The sequence below is a fragment of the Chryseobacterium sp. KMC2 genome (assembly GCF_016756935.1).
Taxonomy (GTDB): domain Bacteria; phylum Bacteroidota; class Bacteroidia; order Flavobacteriales; family Weeksellaceae; genus Chryseobacterium; species Chryseobacterium rhizosphaerae.
Window position 1 is genome coordinate 94155 of record NZ_JAESIT010000008.1, and the last position, 23266, is coordinate 117420.

Sequence of the window (23266 nt, forward strand, 5' to 3'; positions counted from 1 at the left end):
AATAACCATTTTTAAACTATTCACCCTCCTAAACTTCCATATCCTCCAGGTCTCAGTCTCTAAAATTCTTTCCTGATCTTTTCAATAGCATTTTTCATACTGAGATTAAAGTGTTCCTTTTCCAGGCGCACAGGAGGTGCTTGCCTTACTTCACAATCCGGAATACTGCAGGATTCACAGGTCACTCCCACGTTGATGGTTTTTAAAGATGGAGATTTTATAAAACTTATTTTTTTAATAGTCTGAGGGTTCAATAAGATACCGAGGCAGTAACTTCTGTTGCTTCCGTCAGAAAAAGGATTTTTTTGAGAAGTTGAGATAACCAGATAGCTTATCCCCTGATCTTTATAATGGGAGATTTGAGCATCTGTCAACGTTTCATTTTCCTTTAAATGATGCAGGTTTTTCACTGCAATCCATCTTTTGCAGTAATGTTCATGCATAGCATTGGCATGGGGAGCCTGTTGGTGGTTGAGGTGAAGCTCTTTTAAAATCTGTATTTTATCAGAATCTTTCTTCTTTACCAGACATAAGTAAAACAAGTCCTTGATCCCCATTTCAGCGGAAAGAATATTGGTTAACCTGTAATAGAACGTTTCCGGGGAGTTGGTAAAGCTGTTGATAAGATTCTCAAAATTTGTAGGTTCCCATTTATTTTGCTTAAAAAAATCTGAAGTTTTTTCAATGACAGGGTCTTTCGATATTAATAAAGCTCCGGCGAAATAAGACGCATAAAAATTATTAAGAATTTCTTCAAAACTTCCGAAATCAAGCCATGAATAAGTATTTGGACGAACCCTTAAGTCCAGTACATTGAAGGCTATTTCTTTAGCAAGAATGAATGTTTTCTGATCTTTTTCAAGTTTTTTGTTGAGGAGCAACAATTTTTTTTCAGGCACAAATAAAGACCGGAGATTATCCAGGGTTCCATACTGTTCGAAATCTTCAGATTGAATTTGATAACTGAATTTTTCAACGAGAATATTTTCCAGGGCTTCAGCCTTTAGATTTTTATCAATATACAATTGATTTTCTTGAGTAAATAAGTTGACCTTTTCTTCTATGTCCGGGAAATAATTATCATACAACTCTTGAAAAGACCTCAATACGGCAAAATAAAACCTTTCTTTTCCTAAATTATAGTTTTGGGAAATTTCAATCAGGGCATTGATAAAAGCAGTTACTTTTTTAGGAGCATCACTGATGATACTGATAAGATTATTTTTATTGATCCCAAACAATTCCAGGGGAACCTCTTTGAAAAAATCAGATTGCAGTATTTCATTGAATGGTGCTAAGCTTTTATCCAGTTTTGTGGATACCAGATCATCAAAAGTACAGTTCAAAGCATCAGAAAGCTGGATGATTTTATCGTGTTTAGGATATTTTTTTCCGTTTTCAATTTCGTTGAGGTAAGATTTTGATAATCCGGTTTTTACTGCAAGATCCTGGAGAGACCAATTTTTCTTTTGTCTCTGTTGCTTCAGCTTTAGCCCGAAAACTGTTTTGATAAAGTCACTTTCTGGATTCATTACTCAAATATAAATAATTGAATGCGATTATTCGCATAATAATTTTTAAAATAAATTAGCGAACGTTCGCTGATTGTGAAAATTTTTATTTATGTTTGTAACATCAAATCACAAAATCAACAAGTTATGGAAACGCAGGCTCAATTAAAAATAAAGACTCAGAAGCAGTTTGAAGAAATTTTAACTCCGGATTTGTTGGACTTTCTGACAGCACTTCATCAAAATTTTAATGATAAAAGGCTGGAACTTTTAAAAGAAAGGAAAAAAACTCAGCAGGAATTCGACAAAGGTATTCTTCCAAAATTTTTATATGAGACGGAAGAGATCAGAAATGGAAACTGGACTTGTGCATCATTACCGGAGGATTTGCTGGACCGAAGAGTAGAAATTACAGGACCGGTTGACCGGAAAATGATTATCAATGCATTGAATTCCGGAGCTCATACATTTATGGCTGATTTTGAAGACAGCAGCTCGCCAACATGGGAAAACTGCATCGAAGGCCAAATTAATCTTTCCGATGCAGTGAGCAGAAAAATTGATTTTACCAACGAAAATGGAAAGGCGTATAAACTGAATGAGAAAACTGCTGTTTTATTGGTTCGCCCCCGTGGCTTGCACCTGCCAGAAAAGCATATTGAGATCAATGGAGAAGAAGCATCAGGCTCACTGACTGATTTTGGTATTTATTTTTTCAGAAATGTAAAGAATCTTTTGGAAAAAGGAAGTGGTCCTTACTTTTATCTTCCAAAGCTGGAGCATTATAAAGAAGCCCGTTGGTGGAATGATGTTTTTGTATTCGCCCAGAATTATCTGGAAATTCCTCAGGGAACGATTAAAGCAACTGTTCTGATTGAAACAATCACCGCTTCCTTCCAGATTGATGAAATTCTATATGAGTTAAAAGAGCACAGCGCAGGTCTGAACTGTGGAAGATGGGATTATATTTTTTCCTATATCAAGAAACTAAGAAACCTTCCTGAGTTTATTGTTCCGGATAGAGATCAGGTAACAATGACGTCTCCTTTTATGAGTGCCTACTCAAAAAGGGTTATTGAAATATGCCATAAAAGAAATGTTCATGCCATTGGAGGAATGGCTGCTCAGATTCCGGTAAAAGATGATGATGAAGCCAATAGAATTGCTTTTGAAAAAGTAAGAAGCGATAAAGAACGTGAAGTAAAGAACGGACACGATGGAACCTGGGTAGCACACCCTGCATTGGTTACGGTGGCAAAAGAGATTTTTGATCAGTATATGCCTGAAAAGAATCAGATCGATAAAAAATTTGAATACCATATCAAAGAAACAGACCTCCTGGAAATTCCTAAAGGAGAAATAACAGAAAAAGGAGTCAGAAAAAATATCAATGTAGGAATTCTTTACCTTGAAAGCTGGCTAATGGGAACCGGTGCAGCAGCCATATACAATCTGATGGAAGACGCGGCCACCGCAGAAATTTCCAGAACCCAGATCTGGCAGTGGTTGAAAAATGAAGCGGTTTTAAGCGGTGACAGAACATTGACCCGAAGTATGGTCCTGCAATGGGAAACCGAAGAAATGGAGAATATTGAAAACTACGTGGGAGAAAACCGTTTCAAAACCGGAAAATTTAATCTGGCCAAAGAACTTTTCAATGAATTGATTTTCTCAGAAAACTTTGAAGAATTTTTAACCTTAAAAGCATATCCTTTTATTTAGTTTGAGGGTAAGAGCGTGAGAGCGTTGTAGTGATACACCTAAATGAGTGTGACTTATCAACTATCAACTGACAACCATACTCAAGACTCTCGCTCCTATTACCTGACTACTCATCCCTAATCCAAAATTAACAAAATCCAAATATTATGAAATCTAAACAAGAACAAATCCAGGCTATAGAGCAAGATTGGCTAACAAACCCACGTTGGAACGGAGTAAAAAGACCTTATACTGCTGAAGAAGTTTTAAAACTCAGAGGCTCTTATAAGATTGATTATACCATTGCGACAGAAATGTCTAAAAAATTCTGGGATAAATTAAATAACCAGGATTATATTGCCGGTCTAGGGGCCCTTACAGGTAACCAGGCGGTTCAGGAAGTGGATGCCGGGCTGGAAGCTATTTATCTTTCTGGCTGGCAGGTAGCAGCAGATGCTAACTTATCAGGAGAAATGTATCCGGACCAGTCTTTATACCCTGCTAATTCAGTGCCTTCTGTGGTGAAGAAAATAAATAATGCTTTATTAAGAGCAGATCAGGTACAGTCTGTAAGCGGAAACGGAGATAAAGAATATCTTGTTCCTATCATTGCAGATGCAGAAGCCGGTTTTGGAGGAAATCTAAATGCCTTTGAACTGATGAAGCAAATGATCGAAGCAGGAGCTGCAGGAGTTCATTTTGAAGATCAGCTTTCTTCAGCTAAAAAATGCGGACACTTGGGAGGAAAAGTACTGGTTCCTACACAGGAAGCTATTAACAAGTTGATTGCGGCACGTCTTGCTGCAGATGTTTTAGGGGTGCCAAGCCTTATCATTGCGAGAACAGATGCTGATGCAGCTGACTTATTAACATCAGATATTGATGACAGAGATAAAAAATTCGTCACAGGGGAAAGAACCTCTGAAGGGTTTTATGTGGTAAGAAATGGTGTAGAACAGGGTATAGACAGGGGGCTGTCCTATGCACCTTATGCGGATTTAATCTGGATGGAAACTTCAAATCCGGATTTGGAACAGGCAAGAAAATTTGCTGAAGGAATTCACGCAAAATTCCCTGGAAAGATGCTGGCTTACAACTGTTCACCTTCATTCAATTGGGCAGCAAAGCTAAACGTTGAGGAGATGTCTACTTTCCGTGAAGAACTGGCAAAATTGGGATATAAATTCCAGTTTATCACACTGGCAGGATTCCATGCCCTGAACACAGCAATGTTTGAATTGGCCTTAGCTTACAAAGAAAGAGGAATGGCCGGATATTCAGAACTTCAGGAGCGTGAGTTTGCACTGCAACAAAAAGGATTCAGAGCGGTGAAGCACCAGTCTTTTGTAGGAACAGGCTATTTTGATGAAGTACAGAATGTTGTGACAAACGGTTCTTCAGCTACCGTAGCTATGAAAGATTCTACAGAAACGGCTCAGTTTCATTAGTCATTTTTTCCATATTTTTTGATAGTAAACCTTCTCATTTCCGGGAAGGTTTTTTATTCTTAGAAGTCTGAAGATAACTAATAAAAATTTGGATTATATTTGAAGTCGAAAAAAAACAATTTTTTAAACAAAATGAATTTAATTAAAGCCCTTTTTATTACAGCAGGATTAGCGCTTAGCGCAAATACTGTACATGCTCAGCAAAAAATAGGTAGCGTAAATACTGATGAAGTTTTCTCAAGCTTACCTGAGGTAAAAACGATAAGTGCAACGATTGATAACCTTACTAAAACCAAGCAAGCTGAAGTTGAAAAGTTAATCGGTGACTATCAAGCTAAACTGAAAGTAGCACAAGATAAAGAAAAAACATTGACGGAAGCGAATAAAGAATCAGTGACTAAGGAACTGATGGCAGCGCAGACTGAATTAGATGTTTTAGGAAAAAAAGTAGAAACAGCAAGAACGCAAGCCGGTAAGGAGATTTCAGCAAAACAAAATGAACTGTTGGTTCCATTACAGCAAAAAGTACGTGGAGCTATTTTAGCAGTAGCAAAAGAAAAAAGTCTGAACTTTGTATTTGATACAGCTTCACAGGGTAACAACAATCTTATCTACACAGATGGGAGTGAGGATATTACTGATAGTGTAAAAGCTAAATTAGGCGGGACAGCAACAACTTCTAAGCCTGCAGCAAAATCTAAATAATCTTTCAACAGATTAAATATTCTAAAAACGGAATCGGATTACCATCTGATTCCGTTTTTTTATATTGTTGGTATAAAGGAGATCGAGGATATTGGGGTAGAGGAAGTAGCTGAAGAATCCCAGAATGCTAAGAGACTTGATAGTATTACTGACTACACCTCTTGATTTTGGTGCTTTGAATAGCCGAAATTCTGTATCTGATAATTAGAGTTTTAATAAATTAATAAGGTTTTAATCTCGATGGCTATTTGTTTTTAATTAAAAAAATATTTTTATAGTACAATAATCATAAAAAAATATATATTTGATTTATATTATTCGTGATTGTATCTAGTTGGTAGCGAGTGCGATATGTTGTTTTTTTAATATGGGAGATCTTTATAAATAAGAAACTGTATTTTAAATAATATCACATATTCTCTGAAAAACAAAAACCATTAAAACATACAATCATGAGCAATGAAAATTTTAACACTCTTGAACTGCTTCGCAATAAGTTCAGGTATCCATTCCCAACATTAAAAAATCCCCACGCTGATCAATTACAGGAGATTACTGAGAATCAGTGGATCGACGGAGAATATCTATGGCTTTATGAAAAGAATTCTGATCTGCGCAAAAAGTACAAAAAAACCAAGACAGCCCATATTGCTGCCCAGTGGTTCCCTACAGCGTCAGCTGAACGATTTCAACCCATTTGCAGGTTAATGCTTTGGACGTTGTATAATGATGATCTTTATGAAGAAAGTGAACCCGAGGATATTGAATATGTACGTACTCAATCTATTGCAATACTGAATGGTAAACTAAGCGCTGCAGAATCAGCCATACCTTTAGGGGCTATGCTGTCTTCATTGAGAGAAGAGCTGCTGCAATTCATTCCGGAAGAGTCAATTTTGCGCTTCAGTCAAATGATCAATAGGTATTTTGTCGGCTTGGAAAGAGAGCTGAAGTATAAGAAAAGTAAGATGTTCCCAACGGTAACGGAGTGTATTGCTTTGAGGGAGGACTCCATCTGCTTATATCCTTTCTTACAACTCACAGAAGTAGAAACAGGTATTGTTCTGCCTCCGGAAATACATGAACATCCGGTAATTCGCCGCCTCCAAGCTTTGGCCTGTCATCTGGTCACTTTTTTCAATGAAGTACAATCCGTTGTAAAAGATGAAGCTACAGATAGTATTTATTATAACATTGTGAAAGTAATCCAAAATGAACAGCAAGTCTCACTAGAAATGGCCTGTCTGGAAGATCTGCGGTTACATAATGAAGACCTGAAAGAATTTATAGTCCTGCAAGCCTCTCTTCCTGATTTTGGTATCTGGCAGGAAGCTGTTGTTAATTGGGTGCATTATATGAGTATGGTCCTCAGTGGTTGGAAAAATATTTCTACTAAACTTGACCGTTATAACAGAACTGAATTTCCAAGTGCATTAGAACTGAAGGAAAGATTGGGCAAAGAACAAATTCAATAAAGAAGGATGTTCGTGTATCAATTCAATATTTTTTAATATTAATATAAAAAAATCATGCAACGAAAATTAAATATGCCACGTCTTAAATACCCATGGCCTCATATTGCTCCAGCTCATCCCTATTATTTTACTGAAGAAGAACGACAGTGGCTGGTTGAAGATTATAAACCCTTTATGAGCGAAGCCTCAGAAAAAATAAAAGGACATAATTTGGCTAATGGAGCATCCTGGATGTCACCCACAACTACCAATATTGACCATCTCCGACCGATAGCGCGTTTTTTTATATGGCTTACTTTATATGATGACTATTATGAACGTTGGCCGGTAGATAAAGTGGCCATAGAGAGGGACCGTATTATAGGAGTAATGTTGGGGGATACTCCTAAATCAACTGACATTGGTCTGTACTGGCAGATTGCAAAATGCAGAGATGAATTCCTTACTTATATGCCTTCTGAATGGATGGAGCGACTGGCCAAAAACTTGTATCGTTATACAACTTATGGCATCATGGAGGAAGCTCCTTACCGTCTCGAAGGCCGTTATCCAAGTTTATTGCGACTACAATTTATGAGGGAGTATACTATTGCAATGTATGTCTATGGAGATATGATTGAAGCCGGCACCAACTTTATGTTGCCAAAGATTATTATAGAACATCCTGTTATCATGCGCCTTAGAACATTGTTGTGTAGGATTATGTCTATCCAGAATGACTGGTATACATTAGAAAAAGAAATGGCTGACGGCCAGTTTGAAGTGTGTAACCATATTTTGGTACTAATGCATCAGAATAAACTATCTCTTGAAGAGGCTATGCAGGAAACTGAACGTATTCATGATTCCTATGTGGAAGAAATGGATGCTATACAAAAGGACTTACCTGATTTTGGTATTTATCAGAAGGAAACAGAGAACTATGTATACCATATATTGCTGAATATAACCGGGCTGGATGACTGGTATAATGGGGATACTGTTCGGTATATACCTTCTGAATTTCCAATCCATACTTATCCTGATATAGAATCCTGATATGACGAGGTGTATTGAATCGGTTGAAACTTTAGACAAGTTATGTGTTTTAGAACACGAGAAAAGTTTTGAAATATAATGCAAGGACTCAAAAATAGTATTTAACAATAAAACAGTCACAATGGAACAATATAATTATAAAAGTGCAGACTATTTGCCACTGGGATATTATCCTTGGCCAGATCTGATTAATCCTCATGTGGATCAAATGGGAAGGGATATGGATTTCTGGATTGACAATGATTATACTTTTTTGACAGAGAAGCAAAGGGAGAAATACAAAAGGATGAAACTGCAGTACCGCACTGCCAGAATGCTTCCACAGGCGAGCTATGAACAAGTATTGCCTTGTAATAAATTTATGCTCTTCTATATTGTATTGGATGACCAGTTAGAACATGCCTCTCTTGAGGAAATTGAGTGTCAGCGGGATCGTTTTACAGCTATATTAAAAGGAGATAATCCAGGACCTGACGAAAATGGCTTGTACCGTCATGTGGCACTTCTGAGAGACGAATACCTTGACTTTATGCCTGCGGAGTGGATGGAACGATTTATAGAAGACTTTTATCGTGCTACCCGATATGGAATAGAGGTGGAAACTCCTTATAAAGCTGCTGCCCGCACACCTTCGCTTGCACTTTTTAAAGCCATCCGGGAATATTCTGTATTGATGTATCCTTATCTGTGTTGGACAGAAATTTTACCGGGTTTTGTTATTCCAAAACATATTTCCGAACACTCTGTTTTTCAAAGGATAAAAGCATTGATGGTCCGGGTAGTCGCCTGGCAAAATGATTTTCACTCTCTCCCAAAAGAATTAGCAAAAAAAACTGAAGTATTTAACCTGATTATAGTATTACAGGAAGAGTATACTATTTCTTTAGAAGAAGCATGCATTAAAGCATTACGGATTCACAATGAAGACCTGGCAGAGCTTCTTGAGCTGTATAATGAATATAGAGAATTTGGTGTTTATCAGGAATATGTTGATAAATACGTCTACAACTTTGGACTTATGATACAAGGGATTAATACTTTTTATCTTCAGGATACGGTGCGTTATTTGCCTGGTGGAGTCGGTTTTGTCTGGCCTGAAAAGCAATTTAGTGAGGATGCCAGCCTATGATACCTGCAAAAGATAAAAATATAAATAGAATAAAGAGGCTGTCCCAAAAGGTAAAATACAGCTCTGAGGATCTCCTAAATGACAAAAGTTGTCAGAAACGAGTCCGAGAGAGGGGTATTTTTGAGACAGTTTCTTTCTATTGATATATTTTTTCGAGTTGTACGAATTGAAACTATACAGGGGGTGTCATTCCGTAGGAATCTAAACCCCCGTTTTATTTTTTTCAGGCTGGATTCCTACGGAATGACAAAGACTCTGCAAATGCAAACCCTTAAGAGTGATTATCCGATGAGTGACCATACATATTGGTCATAAAAAAACGGCCCTATTGAGACAGCCTCTTGTTTTCCTTTAGCATTTTATCCTTAGCAGTTTGTGTAAAATTTTATTGGGCGCAAAAAATAGGAGAATTCATGGGATTTAAAAGCCAGTGCGATTTGAAGAATTTGAGAAAAAATAAAAAAAATATCAGCAAAATTCGAGCTTAAAAATTTCTATATTTGATTATCAATAAGCTGTAGATAATGGATTTAGTATATCAAAAACAGATAAAAGTAACGGAAGAACATATTGATCAGAATCAGCATGTCAATAACGTCCAGTATGTACATTGGGTGGAAGAAATAGCTGCCGAACACTGGGATTTTTTAAAACATAAAACAGAATATAAAAATGATGCCTGGATGCTTCTGGATCACCATATTCAATATAAAAAACAGGCCTATCTGAATGATCATATTACCATAAAAACCTATCCTCTGCCTCCTGAAGGAGCTAAGCAACCGAGAAAAGTTGAATTTTACTGTAATGACAAGCTTTTGGTGGATTCAAGTACGCTTTGGGTTTTATTTGATCCTGAAACAAAAAAGATTAAACGGCTGGAGACTAACTGGCTGGAGAAATTTTAAATAATAACATACAGTAGCAGATAAAGCTAAAAACAATATATAATCATTCTGAAAAACCGATGCACATGGCAACAAATATTTCAACAATAGTGATCAATGCGTCCAAGCAAAAAGTTTGGGATACTTTGACAATACCTGAGTTGGTAAAACAATGGCAATACGGAAGTAATCTACTCACAGATTGGATCGTAGGAAGTGCTATTGAGTTTATAGCAGAGTGGGAAGGGAATGTATTTAAACAATGGGGAACCGTTTTGACCTTTATTCCAACGGACAGTTTAAGCTATAACCTCTTTGCCCCCAGACCGGACCTTGAAGATAAACCTGAGAATTATTTTGTGATGAAATATATTCTGACCGATCTTGGCGGAAAAACGAAACTTGAAATCATACAGGAAGATAACAGACCTAACGCAATACAGGAAGAGCCACAAGGTGGAGAGAATCCGGTTCTTCAGGGATTGAAAAATATTGCGGAAACAACTTGAGATGAAACGTAAATTAAGAAAAATACTTATCCACAATATGGAGTATCTATATTCTGTCACAGATAAATATCATGCAGGTACGGAAACCAATACTTTAACGGTGAAAATATTTTTAAGCGGACAGAAGCAGACACCCTTACTCATTGAATTTCTTACTTCTGATGATTATTTCATGGGGCAGCCCTTAAATTCTGGAATCAATTTGATGAATACAGTAAGAGATTCCATAGAAAACATCAATATAAATGAGCCTAAATATATTCAACAACTTATCGTAAAGGGAAGGGAAAAGGGTTGGAGTGGAAAGAATAAGATGGAAAAACAAAATGGACTGGATTATTTATCCGAGCTTGGATATGAAATTGATTCATTGAAACCTAAATAAAATATGCTTGAACACTTATTAAAATAAAAGTTAAAAATCTTTGTAACATAATAAAGCCTGTGGTTGTCTTATCGACAATAGATCAACAAATAATGAAGAAATCCGTTTTAGCAGCTATATTTTTTAATGTATCCATTTTAGGATTCAGTCAGACAGCAGAACAGTCAAAAGCAATTGACAGCTATATAAAAAATGTTATTCAAATCAATGAAATTCCCGGAATGGCCGTAGGAATTGTAAAAAATGATAAAGTAACATTCCAGCAGTACTATGGGCGTGAGAACCTGGAAACTGATGAAAAAGTGAGTTCTAAGTCCATGTTCAGGGTGTACTCCAATACAAAATTAATTGCCAATGTTGGTCTTTTTAAACTTATTGAAGAAGGAAAAGTATCGCTGGATGATAAGATTTCAAAGTATATAGACAACCTGCCGAAAGACTGGCAAAACATACAGGTGAAAAATCTTCTTTCTCATTCTTCAGGACTTCCGGACATGTTAGATGCGAAAGATCTTCCTGAAAAAGCGACCTTTAATGAAGTTATTAAACGCTTGTCAAATGAAAAAATAGAATTTGAAGCTGGAGATCATTATCGGTATAATCAGACAAATTATATGTTGATTAGTATGATTATTGAAAAAATGACAGGAAAAACTTTCGAAGAGTATATCCTTGAAAATCAATTTCCGGAATCCAGAAATCAGGTCGTTTTTTCTTCTAATTCTGTTGAAGAAATCCCTAATAGAGTGGGGAAATATAATTATAATCCTGAGAAGAAACTGTATGAAAAGCTAACTGAGGTTGGTGGCTTGAGAGCCCATTCTGCCAATGGACTGGCGGTTACCCTTCCTGCTTTTTTACAGTGGAGCATCCATTTCAGCAAAAATGATTTCCTGAAACCTGAAACTAAAAAGATGATGTGGAAACCGTTTAATTATAAAAATAATGACTGGGAATTCGGCCATGGTTGGGAAATTACAGATAACAATAATACAAAGTCATATGGATTCTCAGGCGGAAACGTAAGTGCTTATAGTATTTTTCCAGATAACAATATGGCTGTTGTCGTCATGTATAACGCGAATAAAGGATTTCCTGTAATGTATCAAATGATTAATCATATTGCCGGAATTATGGATAAACGTCTAATGAATCCGTATGCATTAGTAGAAGAAATGACCATAGCTGAACCTTTTGTACATCCTGACCTTAAGAAAGAAATATATGGATACAGAACAGAAAATGACAAAGTGATTTTTTCTTATCAATATCCTGAAAATCTAAGTACTGAGTTTATCAAGACTGTTTCAGTAGCAGGTTCATTTAATGACTGGAACAGTGAAAATAAATCTTATCAGCTGACTCTTAAAAAGAACAATACTTTTGAACTGGCAGTACCAAAATCACAGTTTGAAAAAGGAAAAACATATGGTTTTAAATTCGTCATGAACAAAAGTGGCTGGCTGACTATTCCTTACAACGCAATCAATACAGACGGATCCAGAGACAATAATTTAACCTTAAGAATTGATTAAAAGATTAGTTTAATACCTGTAATAGAAACAGTCTCTTCTGTGTTTAGCTGTTTTGTCATATCTTTGCACCATGATACGTATAACAAAAATTTTTACATTCGAAACAGCTCACGTACTGTACAACTACGATGGGAAGTGTAAAAATATGCACGGACATTCCTATAAACTGTTTGTAACGGTAAAAGGAAGACCTATTAATGATATTGAAAACCCTAAGAATGGGATGGTGGTGGATTTTGGAGATATCAAAAGTATCGTAAAATCTGAAATTGTAGATGTGTGGGATCATTCCGTTTTGGTGAATGCCTTGTCTCCTCACAAAGAACTGGGAGATGACCTTGAGCAGAAGGGACACAAAGTAATCTACTGCAGTTTCCAGCCGACTTGTGAAAATATGCTGTATGCTATTGCTGCAAAAGTAAAATCAAAACTTCCTGAAGGAATTTCTCTGGCTTATCTTAAACTTCATGAGACCGAAAACTCTTATGGAGAGTGGTTTGCAGAAGATAATTAATAATTCATTTCCAATAAAGTTCAGACAGTGTTAAAAACAACAATTAATTTAGAACCTGGAAAAAAGGTGTATTTCGCTTCAGATCAGCATTTTGGAGCTCCCACTCCTAAAGAGAGCCGGATCCGTGAAGAGAAATTTATACGTTGGATGAATGAGATCAAAGAAGATGCTCAGGTTTTATTTTTAATGGGAGATCTTTTTGATTTCTGGCATGAATGGAAACATGTTGTTCCCAAAGGATATGTACGTGTTCTGGGTAAAATTGCTGAACTGAAAGACCGGGGAATCCACATTTATTTTTTTGTGGGAAACCATGATCTTTGGATGAAAGATTATCTGGAAGAGGAAATAGGATGTACTGTTTTTTATCAGAAACAATATTTTGAAATGGGAGGGAAGCAGTTTTTGCTGGCTCATGGAGATGGACTGGGACCGGGAGATAAAGGATATAAAAGAATGAAGAAGCTGTTCACAAATCCGGTGGCACAATGGTTTTTCAAATGGCTGCATCCCGATATTGCCATGAAAGTGGCTTTGTATCTTTCCCAAAAGAACAAAATGATTTCCGGAGAAGAGGATAAAGCATTTTTAGGTGAAGACAAAGAATTTTTGATCATCTATTCCAAAGAAAAGCTGAAGACCGAAAAGATAGACTATTTCATTTATGGGCATCGTCATCTTCCTATGGTGCTGGATCTGGAGCAGAATTCAAAATATATCAACCTTGGTGATTGGATTTCCTACTTTACTTACGGAGTTTTCAAAAAAGATTTTGAACTCAAGGTTTTTGAGAAATAAAAACAAAAAAAATTGCCCCTAAAAGAGACAATTTTCGAATGAACCTAAGCGCATTCTTGTTTTTAATCCATATTCCGAAAAAGTAATTGCAAGAATTTTACCAAAGTTTAATTTTGCAGTAAAAAATATTAAATAAAAAATATTCTTTCTTGAAATTCACTGTATTGAAGGGATGGGAGGTGTAAAAAAGATTTATCAATTGAAAAATATATTCAACATACAAACAGAACAGGATTTTGTAGATGCATCATTGGAAACATTTCGTTATCAGTATGAAAATGTTGAGATATATAGAAAGTTTGTCAACTTTTTAAAAGTGAATCCTGATGAGGTAGACAGCGTATTGAAGATCCCTTTTCTGCCTATAGAAATGTTCAAAAATCATCAGATTCTGGATAAGAATGTCTCTGCAGATTTATATTTTCAGAGCTCAGGAACCACCCAGATGAATCTGTCGAAACATTTCATTGCCGATCAGAATTTATATGAAGAAAGTATTTATAAAAGTTTCGAACAGTTTATAGGTAAGCCGGAAGATTTTATTTTTCTGGGGTTACTTCCAAGCTATTTGGAAAAACAAAATTCATCATTAATTTATATGGTGGATTATTTGATGAAAAAATCGGGAAAACCGGAAAACGGTTATTTCCTTTATAATCACGAAGACCTTTTTGACCTTTTAAACCAATTGAAAGATCAAAAAGTTATTCTCTTTGGAGTTTCTTTTGCCTTGTTGGATTTTTTAGACTATTGTCAATCAAATCCCAATAATAAATCTCTAAGTTTTCTTGAAAATTTAGTGGTTATAGAAACCGGAGGAATGAAGGGCCGAAAAGAAGAGATGACAAAAGATGAACTTTTGCTCATTTTACAGGAAGGTTTTAATACCCACAAAATATATTCTGAATATTCGATGACGGAACTGCTTTCACAAGCGTACTCTCTTGGAAATAATGAATATCAATGTCCGAACTGGATGAGGATTATGGTAAGAAATGCAGAAGACCCGCTGTCTTACGAAAAAGAAGGAAGAACAGGGGCTATTAATATTATAGATCTTGCCAATACCCATTCCTGTTCTTTTATTGCCACTCAGGATCTGGGGAAAATAAATGGTGATAAATTTCACGTGCTGGGAAGAATAGACCACTCTGATATCAGAGGCTGCAGCTTGCTGGTAAGTTGAAAGTTGAAAGTTGAAAACTACGCAGGTGTGCGATTTGAGGTTCCTGAGATTTGAAGCATTAAATTAAACATTGGACCTTAAGATTATACACTTCTCAACAGCTTAAAATCTCCTGTCTCTAATCTCTAAGTCTCCTGTCTTCTGATCCAATACATTGTACTTTGTACCTTTTACATTATTATAAAAACCATGATCAAAATAGAAGAACTTGTACATGCCTATATTCACTCTCACTGTGATTTTGAAAAAGAGCTCGTTCTGACTAATTATTTTCAGGCAGATTGGGAAGCAGATATTCTGATTATAGATGCAGAAGGATGTAGCCATGAAATTGAAATCAAACTTTCTAAAAGTGACTTTAAAAATGATTTCAAAAAATCATATATCAATAAAGAAACCGGTGAAAAATTTCTGAAGCACGATAAAATTTCTTGTGGCGACTATATCTGTAATACTTTCAGTTTTCTGTTACCTATGGGAATGGTAGACGCTAACCTTATTCCTGAACACTGCGGAATTATTGAGTTTTATCATAATGTGGATACCTGGGAAACCGAATTTTATCCAATCCGCTCTGCTAAAAAACTGCATGAAGATTCTTACTGGAGTCTGAATGATAAAGATCTTTTTATCAGGAAAATAGCTCTCAATCTTCTTCAGCGTAAAATGGAGATTAAAGGAAAGCACGAAGAACTTATTTTTAAAAATCCTTTTGATATTAAAAAGACAAAATAAAAAAATCCTGCCAGCCGGCAGGATTTTTTATTTCGTTATAAATTGAGATTCTTATTAATCTGTTATTTCTGCAGTATCTCTCTGAAGTAAGAATTTGTAGATCAATCCACCTACAATTCCTCCCAGGATAGGAGCTACCCAGAACAGCCAAAGCTGTGACATGGCAAGTCCACCCGCAAAAACTGCCTGCGAAAGGGATCTTGCAGGGTTTACTGACGTATTGGTGATTGGAATAGAGATTAAATGGATCAAAGTAAGGGCAAGACCAATAGCAAGCCCTGCAAATTTACCATTTGCCCATTTATCCGTTGCTCCCATGATGACAATAAGGAAAAAGGCTGTTAATAAAAATTCAGCAAGGAATGCTGCTCCCATACTGAATGCCTTTCCGTTGTAAACGGCTTCACCATAGAAGTTTGTGGCAAAATCACCCGGTTTTGAAAAATCTACCGCTCCGGCACCGTTAAGGATAGTGTATAAACATCCGGCTGCTACAAGTGCTCCTAAACACTGTGCTACAATATAAGGGATCAGGTCCTTGGCAGAAAATCTTCCTCCGGCTAGAAGCCCGAAAGAAACTGCCGGGTTGAAATGCCCTCCGGAAATATGACCTACAGCGTAAGCCATAGTAAGGACAGTAAGACCAAAGGCTAAAGCAACTCCTAAAAGTCCTATACCAATATCGGGAACTCCGGCGGCAAAAACTGCACTTCCACAACCTCCGAAAACAAGCCAAAATGTGCCGAAAAATTCAGCAAAAAGTTTTTTTATCATGTTGTTTATTTTTAAAATGTATCTCAAATGTAAAATTTATATCTTAAAGTAAAAAGTTAAAACTGAAAAAATATTTCAAAAATAGGAGAACAAAAATTGTAAATTCAATAATTTGGTTTAAAGTTTGTTTGGGATTTATTTATATAGTACTATCATCGGAATGAAAGATATAACATAAACATTTTATCTTTCATTCAGTAAATCTAAAAGTGGAGTTAATGAAAAAGTTTCTTTGTGTGGTCTTTGTACCTTTTATTTATAATCTACAGTATGCGCAGGTGGCCAAAAATACAATGCGTGACTTTAAAGGGATCAAGTTTATAAATATTGAACCGACTGCTCTTTATAAGCCTCATATTGATGCTTCAAAAAGTTTTGGAGTACAGCTGCTGAAAGATTCTAAAACAGTACAGAAATACATTAATAACGGAAAGTTTCATAAAATAAAAAAATCAGGGAAAGGGTATCATGTTCAGAAGCTTGATCACAGCAGACCCTGGATGGTATCTAAAGCAAAGGCAACATTAGAAAAAATGGGTACAAAATTTAGCAAAGATACAAAGGGTGGAACATTTACCGTTTCCTCCATTACCCGAACACTTGAAGATCAAAACAGGTTAAGAAGAGTCAATTCTAATGCTTCGCTGGGGATCAGCTCCCACAATTATGGGAATTCTTTCGATATCTCCTACATACGATTTAATAATGTCCTGAAATATAACCCAAAAATGGAGGTGGCATTAGAGAAAGTTTTAAAGTATTATACTAATGCTGGTAGAATTTATTACATCAAAGAGAAGCAACAGCGTTGTTATCATATTACAGTGAGAAATTATTAATTAAAATTCTTACTTGCATAGCATGTGTAGTTTGTATATTTTTATACAACTTAAAAACTATGATTATGACAACATTAAACAGCGAAGATTTCATGCTCTCTAAAGAGGAATGCAAAACAGCTATGGATCAATGGAGTTTACTTCTTTCCAATTTTCCAGAGGTTAAAAAATTAATTCCTGCCAATTATATTTTTGAAATAAACAAAGGACATCTGGATTGGATGAGAGGTAACAGCGAATATCCGGAATTCTGTGCTGGTGTAGGGGTTTACAAAGAAAACCTGATCATTATTTTATATCCCATGGATGAAAACGGATTGAGAAGAAATATGGAAGAATATCCATGCAGTCTTCTTTGCCCGCTTGCCTATGATTTGAAACTGCAGGAAATACAGCAGTATACAGTTGTTAAAAATGCTCTTCTCTCTAAAGACCTTCAAAATATTGATAAGAATGCAGATATGTCTTTCCCTATTTCCAGCAAACCGGTCCTTGAACAGGATAAAGCAATAGAAGCTATTGAAAGATGGAGAAATGAAGGGATGGATTGGTTTTATCAGGAATGTACAGTATACAAAGGAACGAGAATCTTTACTAAGTTTTATGTTCCTACAGAAGATTTATGTCTTTCAAACAAAAACTTAACCAGAATAGTGTGTTCATTCGGATTAAGATACAGTGATATCTATGGTAGAATGCTGGTTACGCTGATTTTTATTTCTTTCCTTGAAAACCTGGAAAGCAATAATACAGGAAGCAGTGCAATAACTGAAGCCAATACCTACGATTGGGCAAAACCTTGTCCTCCTATTTGCCGTATACCGGACGCAATATAATTATACCTGAGGAATGGCTGATTTTTATAAGGCAATTTTATTCCTGAACTATGGTCTTCTTCTATCAGTGATATTGTTAGGAGCAGGAAAATACCGCATATTAAATAATAAAGAGAAGCAATATTTTCACTGTATTGCTTTTCTTTTTTTTATTGAGCTGCTGAATCTTATCCTGCCTTATATTTTCAATCTCAATGATACATCATTTCTCTATCCTCTTTATATTGCCGGGGAGTTCTTTTTGCTGTCAGTTTTATTTATCAGAAAATTAGATTGGCCCAAATATTTTCTGGGGCTTGTTGCATTAGTGGCTGCCGGATTTATGATTTCAAAATATGGGTTTAATTACCCTTTCAATGCAGATATAGCTAAAGTAGTTTCTAATATTATAATCATCTGTCTTTCCGGATTTACATTGATCCGGGAAATAAAAGATACTTCGGCACAAAACCGTTTTCTTTTGACAGATGCCAGTATTTTTTTCTATTACTCTGTTTCGGTATTTATTTTTATCGTTCAGCATCAGATAGCTAACCTGTCAGAGGACGATTATTATATTATTTTTAGTGCAAACAATATCCTGTCCGGGATTTTGTACTGTTCATTTTTATATACCTTCATCAAATTAAAGAAGTAAGTTTAAATATTAACCTGTTAATCCTTATAATTGTTACCATAACAGTTATAGTGGCTTTTATTTTGCTTGCCTACAGGTCTTTTATCAGCAGAATTATAAAAGAGAAAAATGTACAGCATGAAGCAGAAGTCCTTCACCAGAAAAAGCTGGCACTGGAAAACATCAAAGCTCAGGAAGAAGAAAGAAAAAGAATAGCGGTAACTATTCATGATGATATCGGAAACAGGCTCAATATCCTTTCTTTATGGCTGAACAATCTCGACACTAAGGGAGATGAAATTATTAAAAAAAATATCTACAGTCAAATGTCTGCCCTGATTGATGCAGCCAGAAGTATTTCCCATTCATTATACCCCGTTAACCTGGAATCTGTAGGGTTGGTGCTGTATGTGGAAGAACTGATTGCTAATCTTTCCCATAAAATCAATATTTCAATGCAGGTAATGCCCGGGTACAAAAAGAAAGATCTTTTTGTGGAAGTACAGCTGTACAGGATTATTCAGGAATTTACCACCAATGTAATCAAACATTCTGATGCTACGGATATTTGGATCTATATTAAAGACTACCCTTATAATATGGCAGTTGTGATCTCAGATAACGGCCAGGGTTTCGATTATGATAAGGTGAAAAAAGGAATGGGTATTAAGAATATCGAATCCAGAATCCAGTCAATGAATGCCGCCTATAAATGGAAAAATACTTTTTTAAATAAAGGAAGTCGTATAATTATTAAAATTCCCAAACATAATGAGTTCCCAAATCAAGATAGCCCTGATAGATGATGAACAGCTGATCCTGGAAGGAGTGAAAATGCTGCTGTCCAATGAAAAAAATATATCGGTATGCGTTACGGCAGATAATGGTCCCGATTTTATTGAACAACTGGAGAAAATTTCGGAAAATGATTTTCCTGATATTGCCCTGGTAGATGTTCAGATGAAACCCATGAATGGTTTTGAACTGGTAGAGATTCTTAAAGAAAAATATCCCGACCTGAAAATTATCATTCTTTCTTCCCATTACAAAACCTCTATTCTGGGATATATGGTGAAGTTGGGAGTTTCTGCATTTCTTCCCAAAAACTCCAATAAAAAAATATTTATTGAAGCCATTACAATGGTCAATAAAAATGGAGTTTTCTTTACTGCGGAAGACCATCAGATGTTATTCACTTATATGAATAGCTCGGCAAAGAAAAATTCTCTTTTTGAAACAGAAGATGAGCTGTCTGAAAGAGAAAAAGATGTGGTAAAACTGATTTGTCAGGAATTTACCAATAATGAAATCGGCGAAAAACTCTTCATCAGTCCAAGAACCGTGGAAAGCCACAGACAACGGATTCTGGAGAAAATTGGAGCCAAAAACACAGTAGGCATAGTCATTTACGCCATAATAAACAATATCTATTCACTTGAAAAATTATAACCCCATTCCGTAGAAATACGGAATTTTTTATTTGGTACTTTTCACGCTAGTTTAGTATTCCTTTCTTCTGTTACTTTGAAAATATCCAGGTCAGAGACCTTTTGGATGAAATTTGAATGTAAAATGCAGATCAATCTGTAACATAAATGATTAAAAGAATGGAGGACAGCAACATAATTTCTGTTGGGATCTTCTTTGATGGTACTGGAAACAATGGAGTAAACGCTTTTTCGCCGGATAAACCACTAAAGAATAATGAAAGCTACTATGGTGCTTTTACCAATATTTACAAACTATACAACCTATTTCATGGGAATCAAAAAATATACATTGAAGGAATAGGAACAGTGATAGGAGGTGAAGACAATAATTTTGCCATGGCCACATGTGCCAACCCACCTTACGGTAACGGATATTCTTCCGACGATAAAATTCAGAAGGCAGATGCTTTTATACAGGAAATAATCAGGGATGAAAATAAAGAATATCATTTCTATATCTATGGATTCGGGAGAGGGGGAATGCTTGCCCGGACTTTCTGTAACCGACTTTTGGCTCACTATCCATCAATGCACATTAAAATTAAGTTTTTAGGAGCTTTTGATACTGTAGAATCCAAACCTTTTAATACATACGATTTAAGCCTTTCCGGCACGATAGAGCATGCACTTCACCTCTGTGCCATCAATGAATGCAGATTCTTTTTTCCCCTCACAGGCTTTTTCGAAGATTCTAAAAGAATGCAGGATAAAAAATCTGAAGATTGGAATTCCGTATGGAAGGAAATATTTGTCCCCGGAGCTCATGCTGATGTGGGTGGTGGATATCTGGAAGGACCTCAGTCTGTCTATATCTCTACAGATTTTATAAATGATAATGATCTTGAGAATTATATCTCAGATATAAGAAACGCAAAAACCGATGCCGCAGGAAACCGGATTTGGGAGCATTTGTTTTCCGGTTATCAGATAGAGAATGAAGACCATTTTTCTCAGGCTTTTGTATCACGGGATAAAGTATATAACCATCTTTCAAAAATATATGGAAAGCTTATGCTGGAAGAAACCAATAAGAATGCGGTAGTATTCGATGCTGATCTTGCAGAATTATATTTTGAAATAGATTCCGGAAAACATCCTTACCTCAATACGTTCTATACACAGCTTACAGAATATGTGAAATTGATCTCTACAGGTATAAAGCCGGCCTATAAGTATAATGAGCTGGCAGACTATATCCATATTTCGGCTAATTTTGGATTATACAGCGATGCTTTACTGAAAAGGTCAGAATCCGAAATTAATGCAGAACTGATCAACAATGGTTTGAATGTCTCCAGCAGTACCTTAGTAGATAAAGAAAGTAAGAAAAGACTTTCTGTGGAACTTCATCTTCCTGAAGACAGTTTTGTAGCCGACTTTCTGTATGGAACCAATGTTCCGAATAATGATATCTGGACTCGCTCAATCGTAAAAACTCCGATAGCAATCAGAGTCAATGAAATTAACAATTAATCTCAATACTTTTCAGTTTTAAATTTAGGTTAGGGGGCATTCTTTTGGATGTTCCCTTTTATTTGTAAGACATTTATTATCAATTGGGTATAATTACTGAAGGTGTAATTTGGTATTTTATACTGTAGTTTTTGGCTTCTAATTCTCGTTACTTTGAATTGTTCATTTAACGAAGCTTCAAAAATAAAATATGAGCAAAGGCGTATTCTGAAAAGCCCAATAACAAAAAGAGTAAGAACATCAAAAATTAAAACCAATGGAAAAGACACTCATTCAAACAGCAGCAACTACTGTATTCTCAATTGATTTCGATTTTACATCCAATGATCAAAAAACAATTTTACAGTATCTACAACAAAACAATTACAAACTAATGGGGTACAAAGGTGCTTCAGGACCTAATCAGGTTTCTACAGGAGTACCGGCATGGTTTGCTATAAGCTACCAGGAAATGTTTGGCGAAGTAGAAATTGATTATGAGCCAAAATATAAGGTATATATTTTCAATAAGTCAAATATTGGCACCAATACAACCATTCAGATGCAGGCATTATCCAGTGAAGTTCCTTTGGGAACCGCTGTAACTTTCCACCAGGACGGTTCTTTTTCTACTACTTCAGGAGCTCCGGCAGGAGTAATTACGGTGAAAAATGACAGAGGAGCAGGGACATCAAATATTACGGTAGGGCTTGCTGCAAAAGTGAATGGAGAATTTCAGCCTTTCTGTGCATTTATATGTACGCCACAAGGATCTGTAAGTATGGAGCCTAATGAAAAAGTAGTCTTATTTGCCGCGCAGACTAATATGACTTCAGGATCTGTTACCGGGAACGCTACAGCACCTGGATGTAATTTTATATTCAGTGCTCAGAATATACAATATGATTTGCAGATGATCGCAGGAACTTACGGTATTGAAAGTGTACCTGGAGGAGCGCCTGTCAATCCTGTATCTTCAGGAGAATCATTGACGCAGCTTTTAAATATTTTCTAAAAAGATAAATCTTCCCGAAGGATCTAATTCCTTCGGGATTTTATTATGGATACTACATTAAACATATATTTTGATAAAAACGGAATAAACTATTTGACCCATACCAATCAGCTGGTAGGTATCATAAGATCTTATCCCGGAACAGCTGATTTGAAGTATATATGTCTGGCTTTTGAGCCTTTTATTAATAACAATCCATGTACTTTTTCAGACTCCTGGCAAGCATTGGCAAGTAGAATCCAGCCACAAAATATGGAGGTTTATAAAGGTAGTGTATCAACAGATGCAGAATATGGGAACAGGTATTCAGTTTCAAATATAGGTTTTTATGGTACCCCTGGCAATTGCCCTTCGGAAGTCTTGGGGATAGACAATACGTCTACCTCTATTCTATATCCGGCCATTTCTCAGAAAATAAACGGGACTTTTGGCGTTTGCAATGCAGATTCTGCTTCTGTCAATACGATTATTTATTTTGATTATAGTGATGAGTTATGGCTTTTCACGGCAAGTGGAATCTCTTCCAATATGGCCATTTCTTCTTCTCTTTTGGTGCCCTCAGGAATGCAGGCCAGAAATGTGACAATAAATAAATACCTCACTATTGATTTTCAAGATGATACAGACGTGTATTTTGATTCAGCTACTAATGTATTCAAAATGGGAAAACTCCCTCAAAAAAAATAAG

General features: G+C 35.9%; 24 protein-coding genes. 22 read left to right on the forward strand and 2 right to left on the reverse strand.

The annotated features are described in order from the left end of the window. Positions 1–59 precede the first annotated feature (59 nt). Positions 60–1532 (reverse strand): helix-turn-helix domain-containing protein, encoded by a 1473-nt coding sequence (locus JML65_RS11205; RefSeq protein WP_084085384.1) that lies wholly within the window; start codon positions 1530–1532, stop codon positions 60–62. A gap of 126 nt (positions 1533–1658) precedes the next feature. Between JML65_RS11205 and aceB the strand changes: the two genes are divergently transcribed. The 14 genes from aceB (at position 1659) to JML65_RS11275 (ending at position 15556) form a co-directional block, all read left to right on the forward strand. After that, entirely contained in the window at positions 1659–3233 is a 1575-nt protein-coding gene (gene aceB, locus JML65_RS11210) for a malate synthase A (RefSeq protein WP_047487981.1), read from the forward strand. Between the two features lie 146 nt (positions 3234–3379). Next, a complete protein-coding gene (aceA, locus tag JML65_RS11215) occupies positions 3380–4660 on the forward strand; it encodes an isocitrate lyase (protein WP_047487984.1) in 1281 nt (426 codons plus the stop codon). Positions 4661–4792: 132 nt separating this feature from the next. Then, entirely contained in the window at positions 4793–5365 is a 573-nt protein-coding gene (locus JML65_RS11220; protein WP_202270931.1) for an OmpH family outer membrane protein, read from the forward strand. Positions 5366–5817: 452 nt separating this feature from the next. Beyond that, complete coding sequence (locus JML65_RS11225) at positions 5818–6840, forward strand: terpene synthase family protein (protein WP_202270932.1); 1023 nt, start codon at positions 5818–5820, stop codon at positions 6838–6840. Between the two features lie 54 nt (positions 6841–6894). After that, a complete protein-coding gene (locus tag JML65_RS11230) occupies positions 6895–7878 on the forward strand; it encodes a terpene synthase family protein (RefSeq protein WP_047487993.1) in 984 nt (327 codons plus the stop codon). A 121-nt stretch (positions 7879–7999) separates the two neighbouring features. After that, positions 8000–9007: a terpene synthase family protein gene (locus JML65_RS11235; RefSeq protein WP_202270933.1), complete on the forward strand. Its 1008-nt coding sequence runs from the start codon at positions 8000–8002 to the stop codon at positions 9005–9007. A 524-nt stretch (positions 9008–9531) separates the two neighbouring features. Next, a complete protein-coding gene (locus JML65_RS11240) occupies positions 9532–9915 on the forward strand; it encodes an acyl-CoA thioesterase (RefSeq protein ID WP_047487998.1) in 384 nt (127 codons plus the stop codon). Positions 9916–9980: 65 nt separating this feature from the next. Continuing rightward, positions 9981–10403 carry an SRPBCC domain-containing protein gene (locus tag JML65_RS11245; protein WP_047488001.1) on the forward strand — a complete coding sequence of 141 codons (423 nt, stop codon included), beginning with the start codon at positions 9981–9983 and terminating at the stop codon, positions 10401–10403. A gap of 1 nt (position 10404) precedes the next feature. Beyond that, positions 10405–10788, forward strand: coding sequence for a hypothetical protein (locus tag JML65_RS11250; protein ID WP_047488004.1), 384 nt, complete (start codon positions 10405–10407; stop codon positions 10786–10788). 92 nt (positions 10789–10880) lie between these two features. Beyond that, complete coding sequence (locus JML65_RS11255) at positions 10881–12323, forward strand: serine hydrolase (RefSeq protein ID WP_202270934.1); 1443 nt, start codon at positions 10881–10883, stop codon at positions 12321–12323. A gap of 70 nt (positions 12324–12393) precedes the next feature. Then, on the forward strand, positions 12394–12837 hold the full coding sequence (locus JML65_RS11260; protein WP_047488007.1) for a 6-pyruvoyl trahydropterin synthase family protein: 444 nt from the start codon (positions 12394–12396) through the stop codon (positions 12835–12837). Positions 12838–12864: 27 nt separating this feature from the next. Continuing rightward, positions 12865–13635 carry a UDP-2,3-diacylglucosamine diphosphatase gene (locus tag JML65_RS11265; protein ID WP_202270935.1) on the forward strand — a complete coding sequence of 257 codons (771 nt, stop codon included), beginning with the start codon at positions 12865–12867 and terminating at the stop codon, positions 13633–13635. Between the two features lie 199 nt (positions 13636–13834). Beyond that, positions 13835–14821, forward strand: a complete 987-nt coding sequence (locus tag JML65_RS11270) for an acyl transferase (RefSeq protein WP_202270936.1) — start codon at positions 13835–13837, stop codon at positions 14819–14821. A 189-nt stretch (positions 14822–15010) separates the two neighbouring features. After that, positions 15011–15556 (forward strand): hypothetical protein, encoded by a 546-nt coding sequence (locus JML65_RS11275; protein WP_202270937.1) that lies wholly within the window; start codon positions 15011–15013, stop codon positions 15554–15556. A 54-nt stretch (positions 15557–15610) separates the two neighbouring features. Here the strand turns inward: JML65_RS11275 and aqpZ are convergent, their stop codons facing one another. Beyond that, the gene (gene aqpZ / locus JML65_RS11280; RefSeq protein WP_047488488.1) at positions 15611–16327 is read right to left on the reverse strand and encodes an aquaporin Z; all 717 of its coding nucleotides are present in this window, start codon (positions 16325–16327) and stop codon (positions 15611–15613) included. Positions 16328–16548: 221 nt separating this feature from the next. Here aqpZ and JML65_RS11285 point away from each other — a divergent pair, with 221 nt between their 5' ends. From JML65_RS11285 to JML65_RS11320, 8 genes are all read left to right on the forward strand, one after another. Next, positions 16549–17169 carry a DUF5715 family protein gene (locus JML65_RS11285; RefSeq protein ID WP_047488016.1) on the forward strand — a complete coding sequence of 207 codons (621 nt, stop codon included), beginning with the start codon at positions 16549–16551 and terminating at the stop codon, positions 17167–17169. Positions 17170–17234: 65 nt separating this feature from the next. Beyond that, positions 17235–18005 carry a hypothetical protein gene (locus JML65_RS11290; protein WP_228406064.1) on the forward strand — a complete coding sequence of 257 codons (771 nt, stop codon included), beginning with the start codon at positions 17235–17237 and terminating at the stop codon, positions 18003–18005. A gap of 13 nt (positions 18006–18018) precedes the next feature. Next, positions 18019–18642 carry a hypothetical protein gene (locus tag JML65_RS11295; protein WP_047488021.1) on the forward strand — a complete coding sequence of 208 codons (624 nt, stop codon included), beginning with the start codon at positions 18019–18021 and terminating at the stop codon, positions 18640–18642. A gap of 50 nt (positions 18643–18692) precedes the next feature. Further along, on the forward strand, positions 18693–19427 hold the full coding sequence (locus JML65_RS11300) for a sensor histidine kinase (protein ID WP_228450327.1): 735 nt from the start codon (positions 18693–18695) through the stop codon (positions 19425–19427). Then, positions 19393–20070 carry a response regulator gene (locus JML65_RS11305; RefSeq protein WP_047488024.1) on the forward strand — a complete coding sequence of 226 codons (678 nt, stop codon included), beginning with the start codon at positions 19393–19395 and terminating at the stop codon, positions 20068–20070. Before JML65_RS11300 ends, JML65_RS11305 begins: the two co-directional genes overlap by 35 nt. A 158-nt stretch (positions 20071–20228) precedes the next feature. Further along, positions 20229–21584 carry a T6SS phospholipase effector Tle1-like catalytic domain-containing protein gene (locus JML65_RS11310; protein ID WP_202270938.1) on the forward strand — a complete coding sequence of 452 codons (1356 nt, stop codon included), beginning with the start codon at positions 20229–20231 and terminating at the stop codon, positions 21582–21584. A gap of 256 nt (positions 21585–21840) precedes the next feature. Next, positions 21841–22578 carry a hypothetical protein gene (locus tag JML65_RS11315; protein WP_047488026.1) on the forward strand — a complete coding sequence of 246 codons (738 nt, stop codon included), beginning with the start codon at positions 21841–21843 and terminating at the stop codon, positions 22576–22578. A gap of 45 nt (positions 22579–22623) precedes the next feature. Next, positions 22624–23265, forward strand: a complete 642-nt coding sequence (locus tag JML65_RS11320) for a hypothetical protein (protein WP_047488029.1) — start codon at positions 22624–22626, stop codon at positions 23263–23265. Position 23266 lies beyond the last annotated feature (1 nt).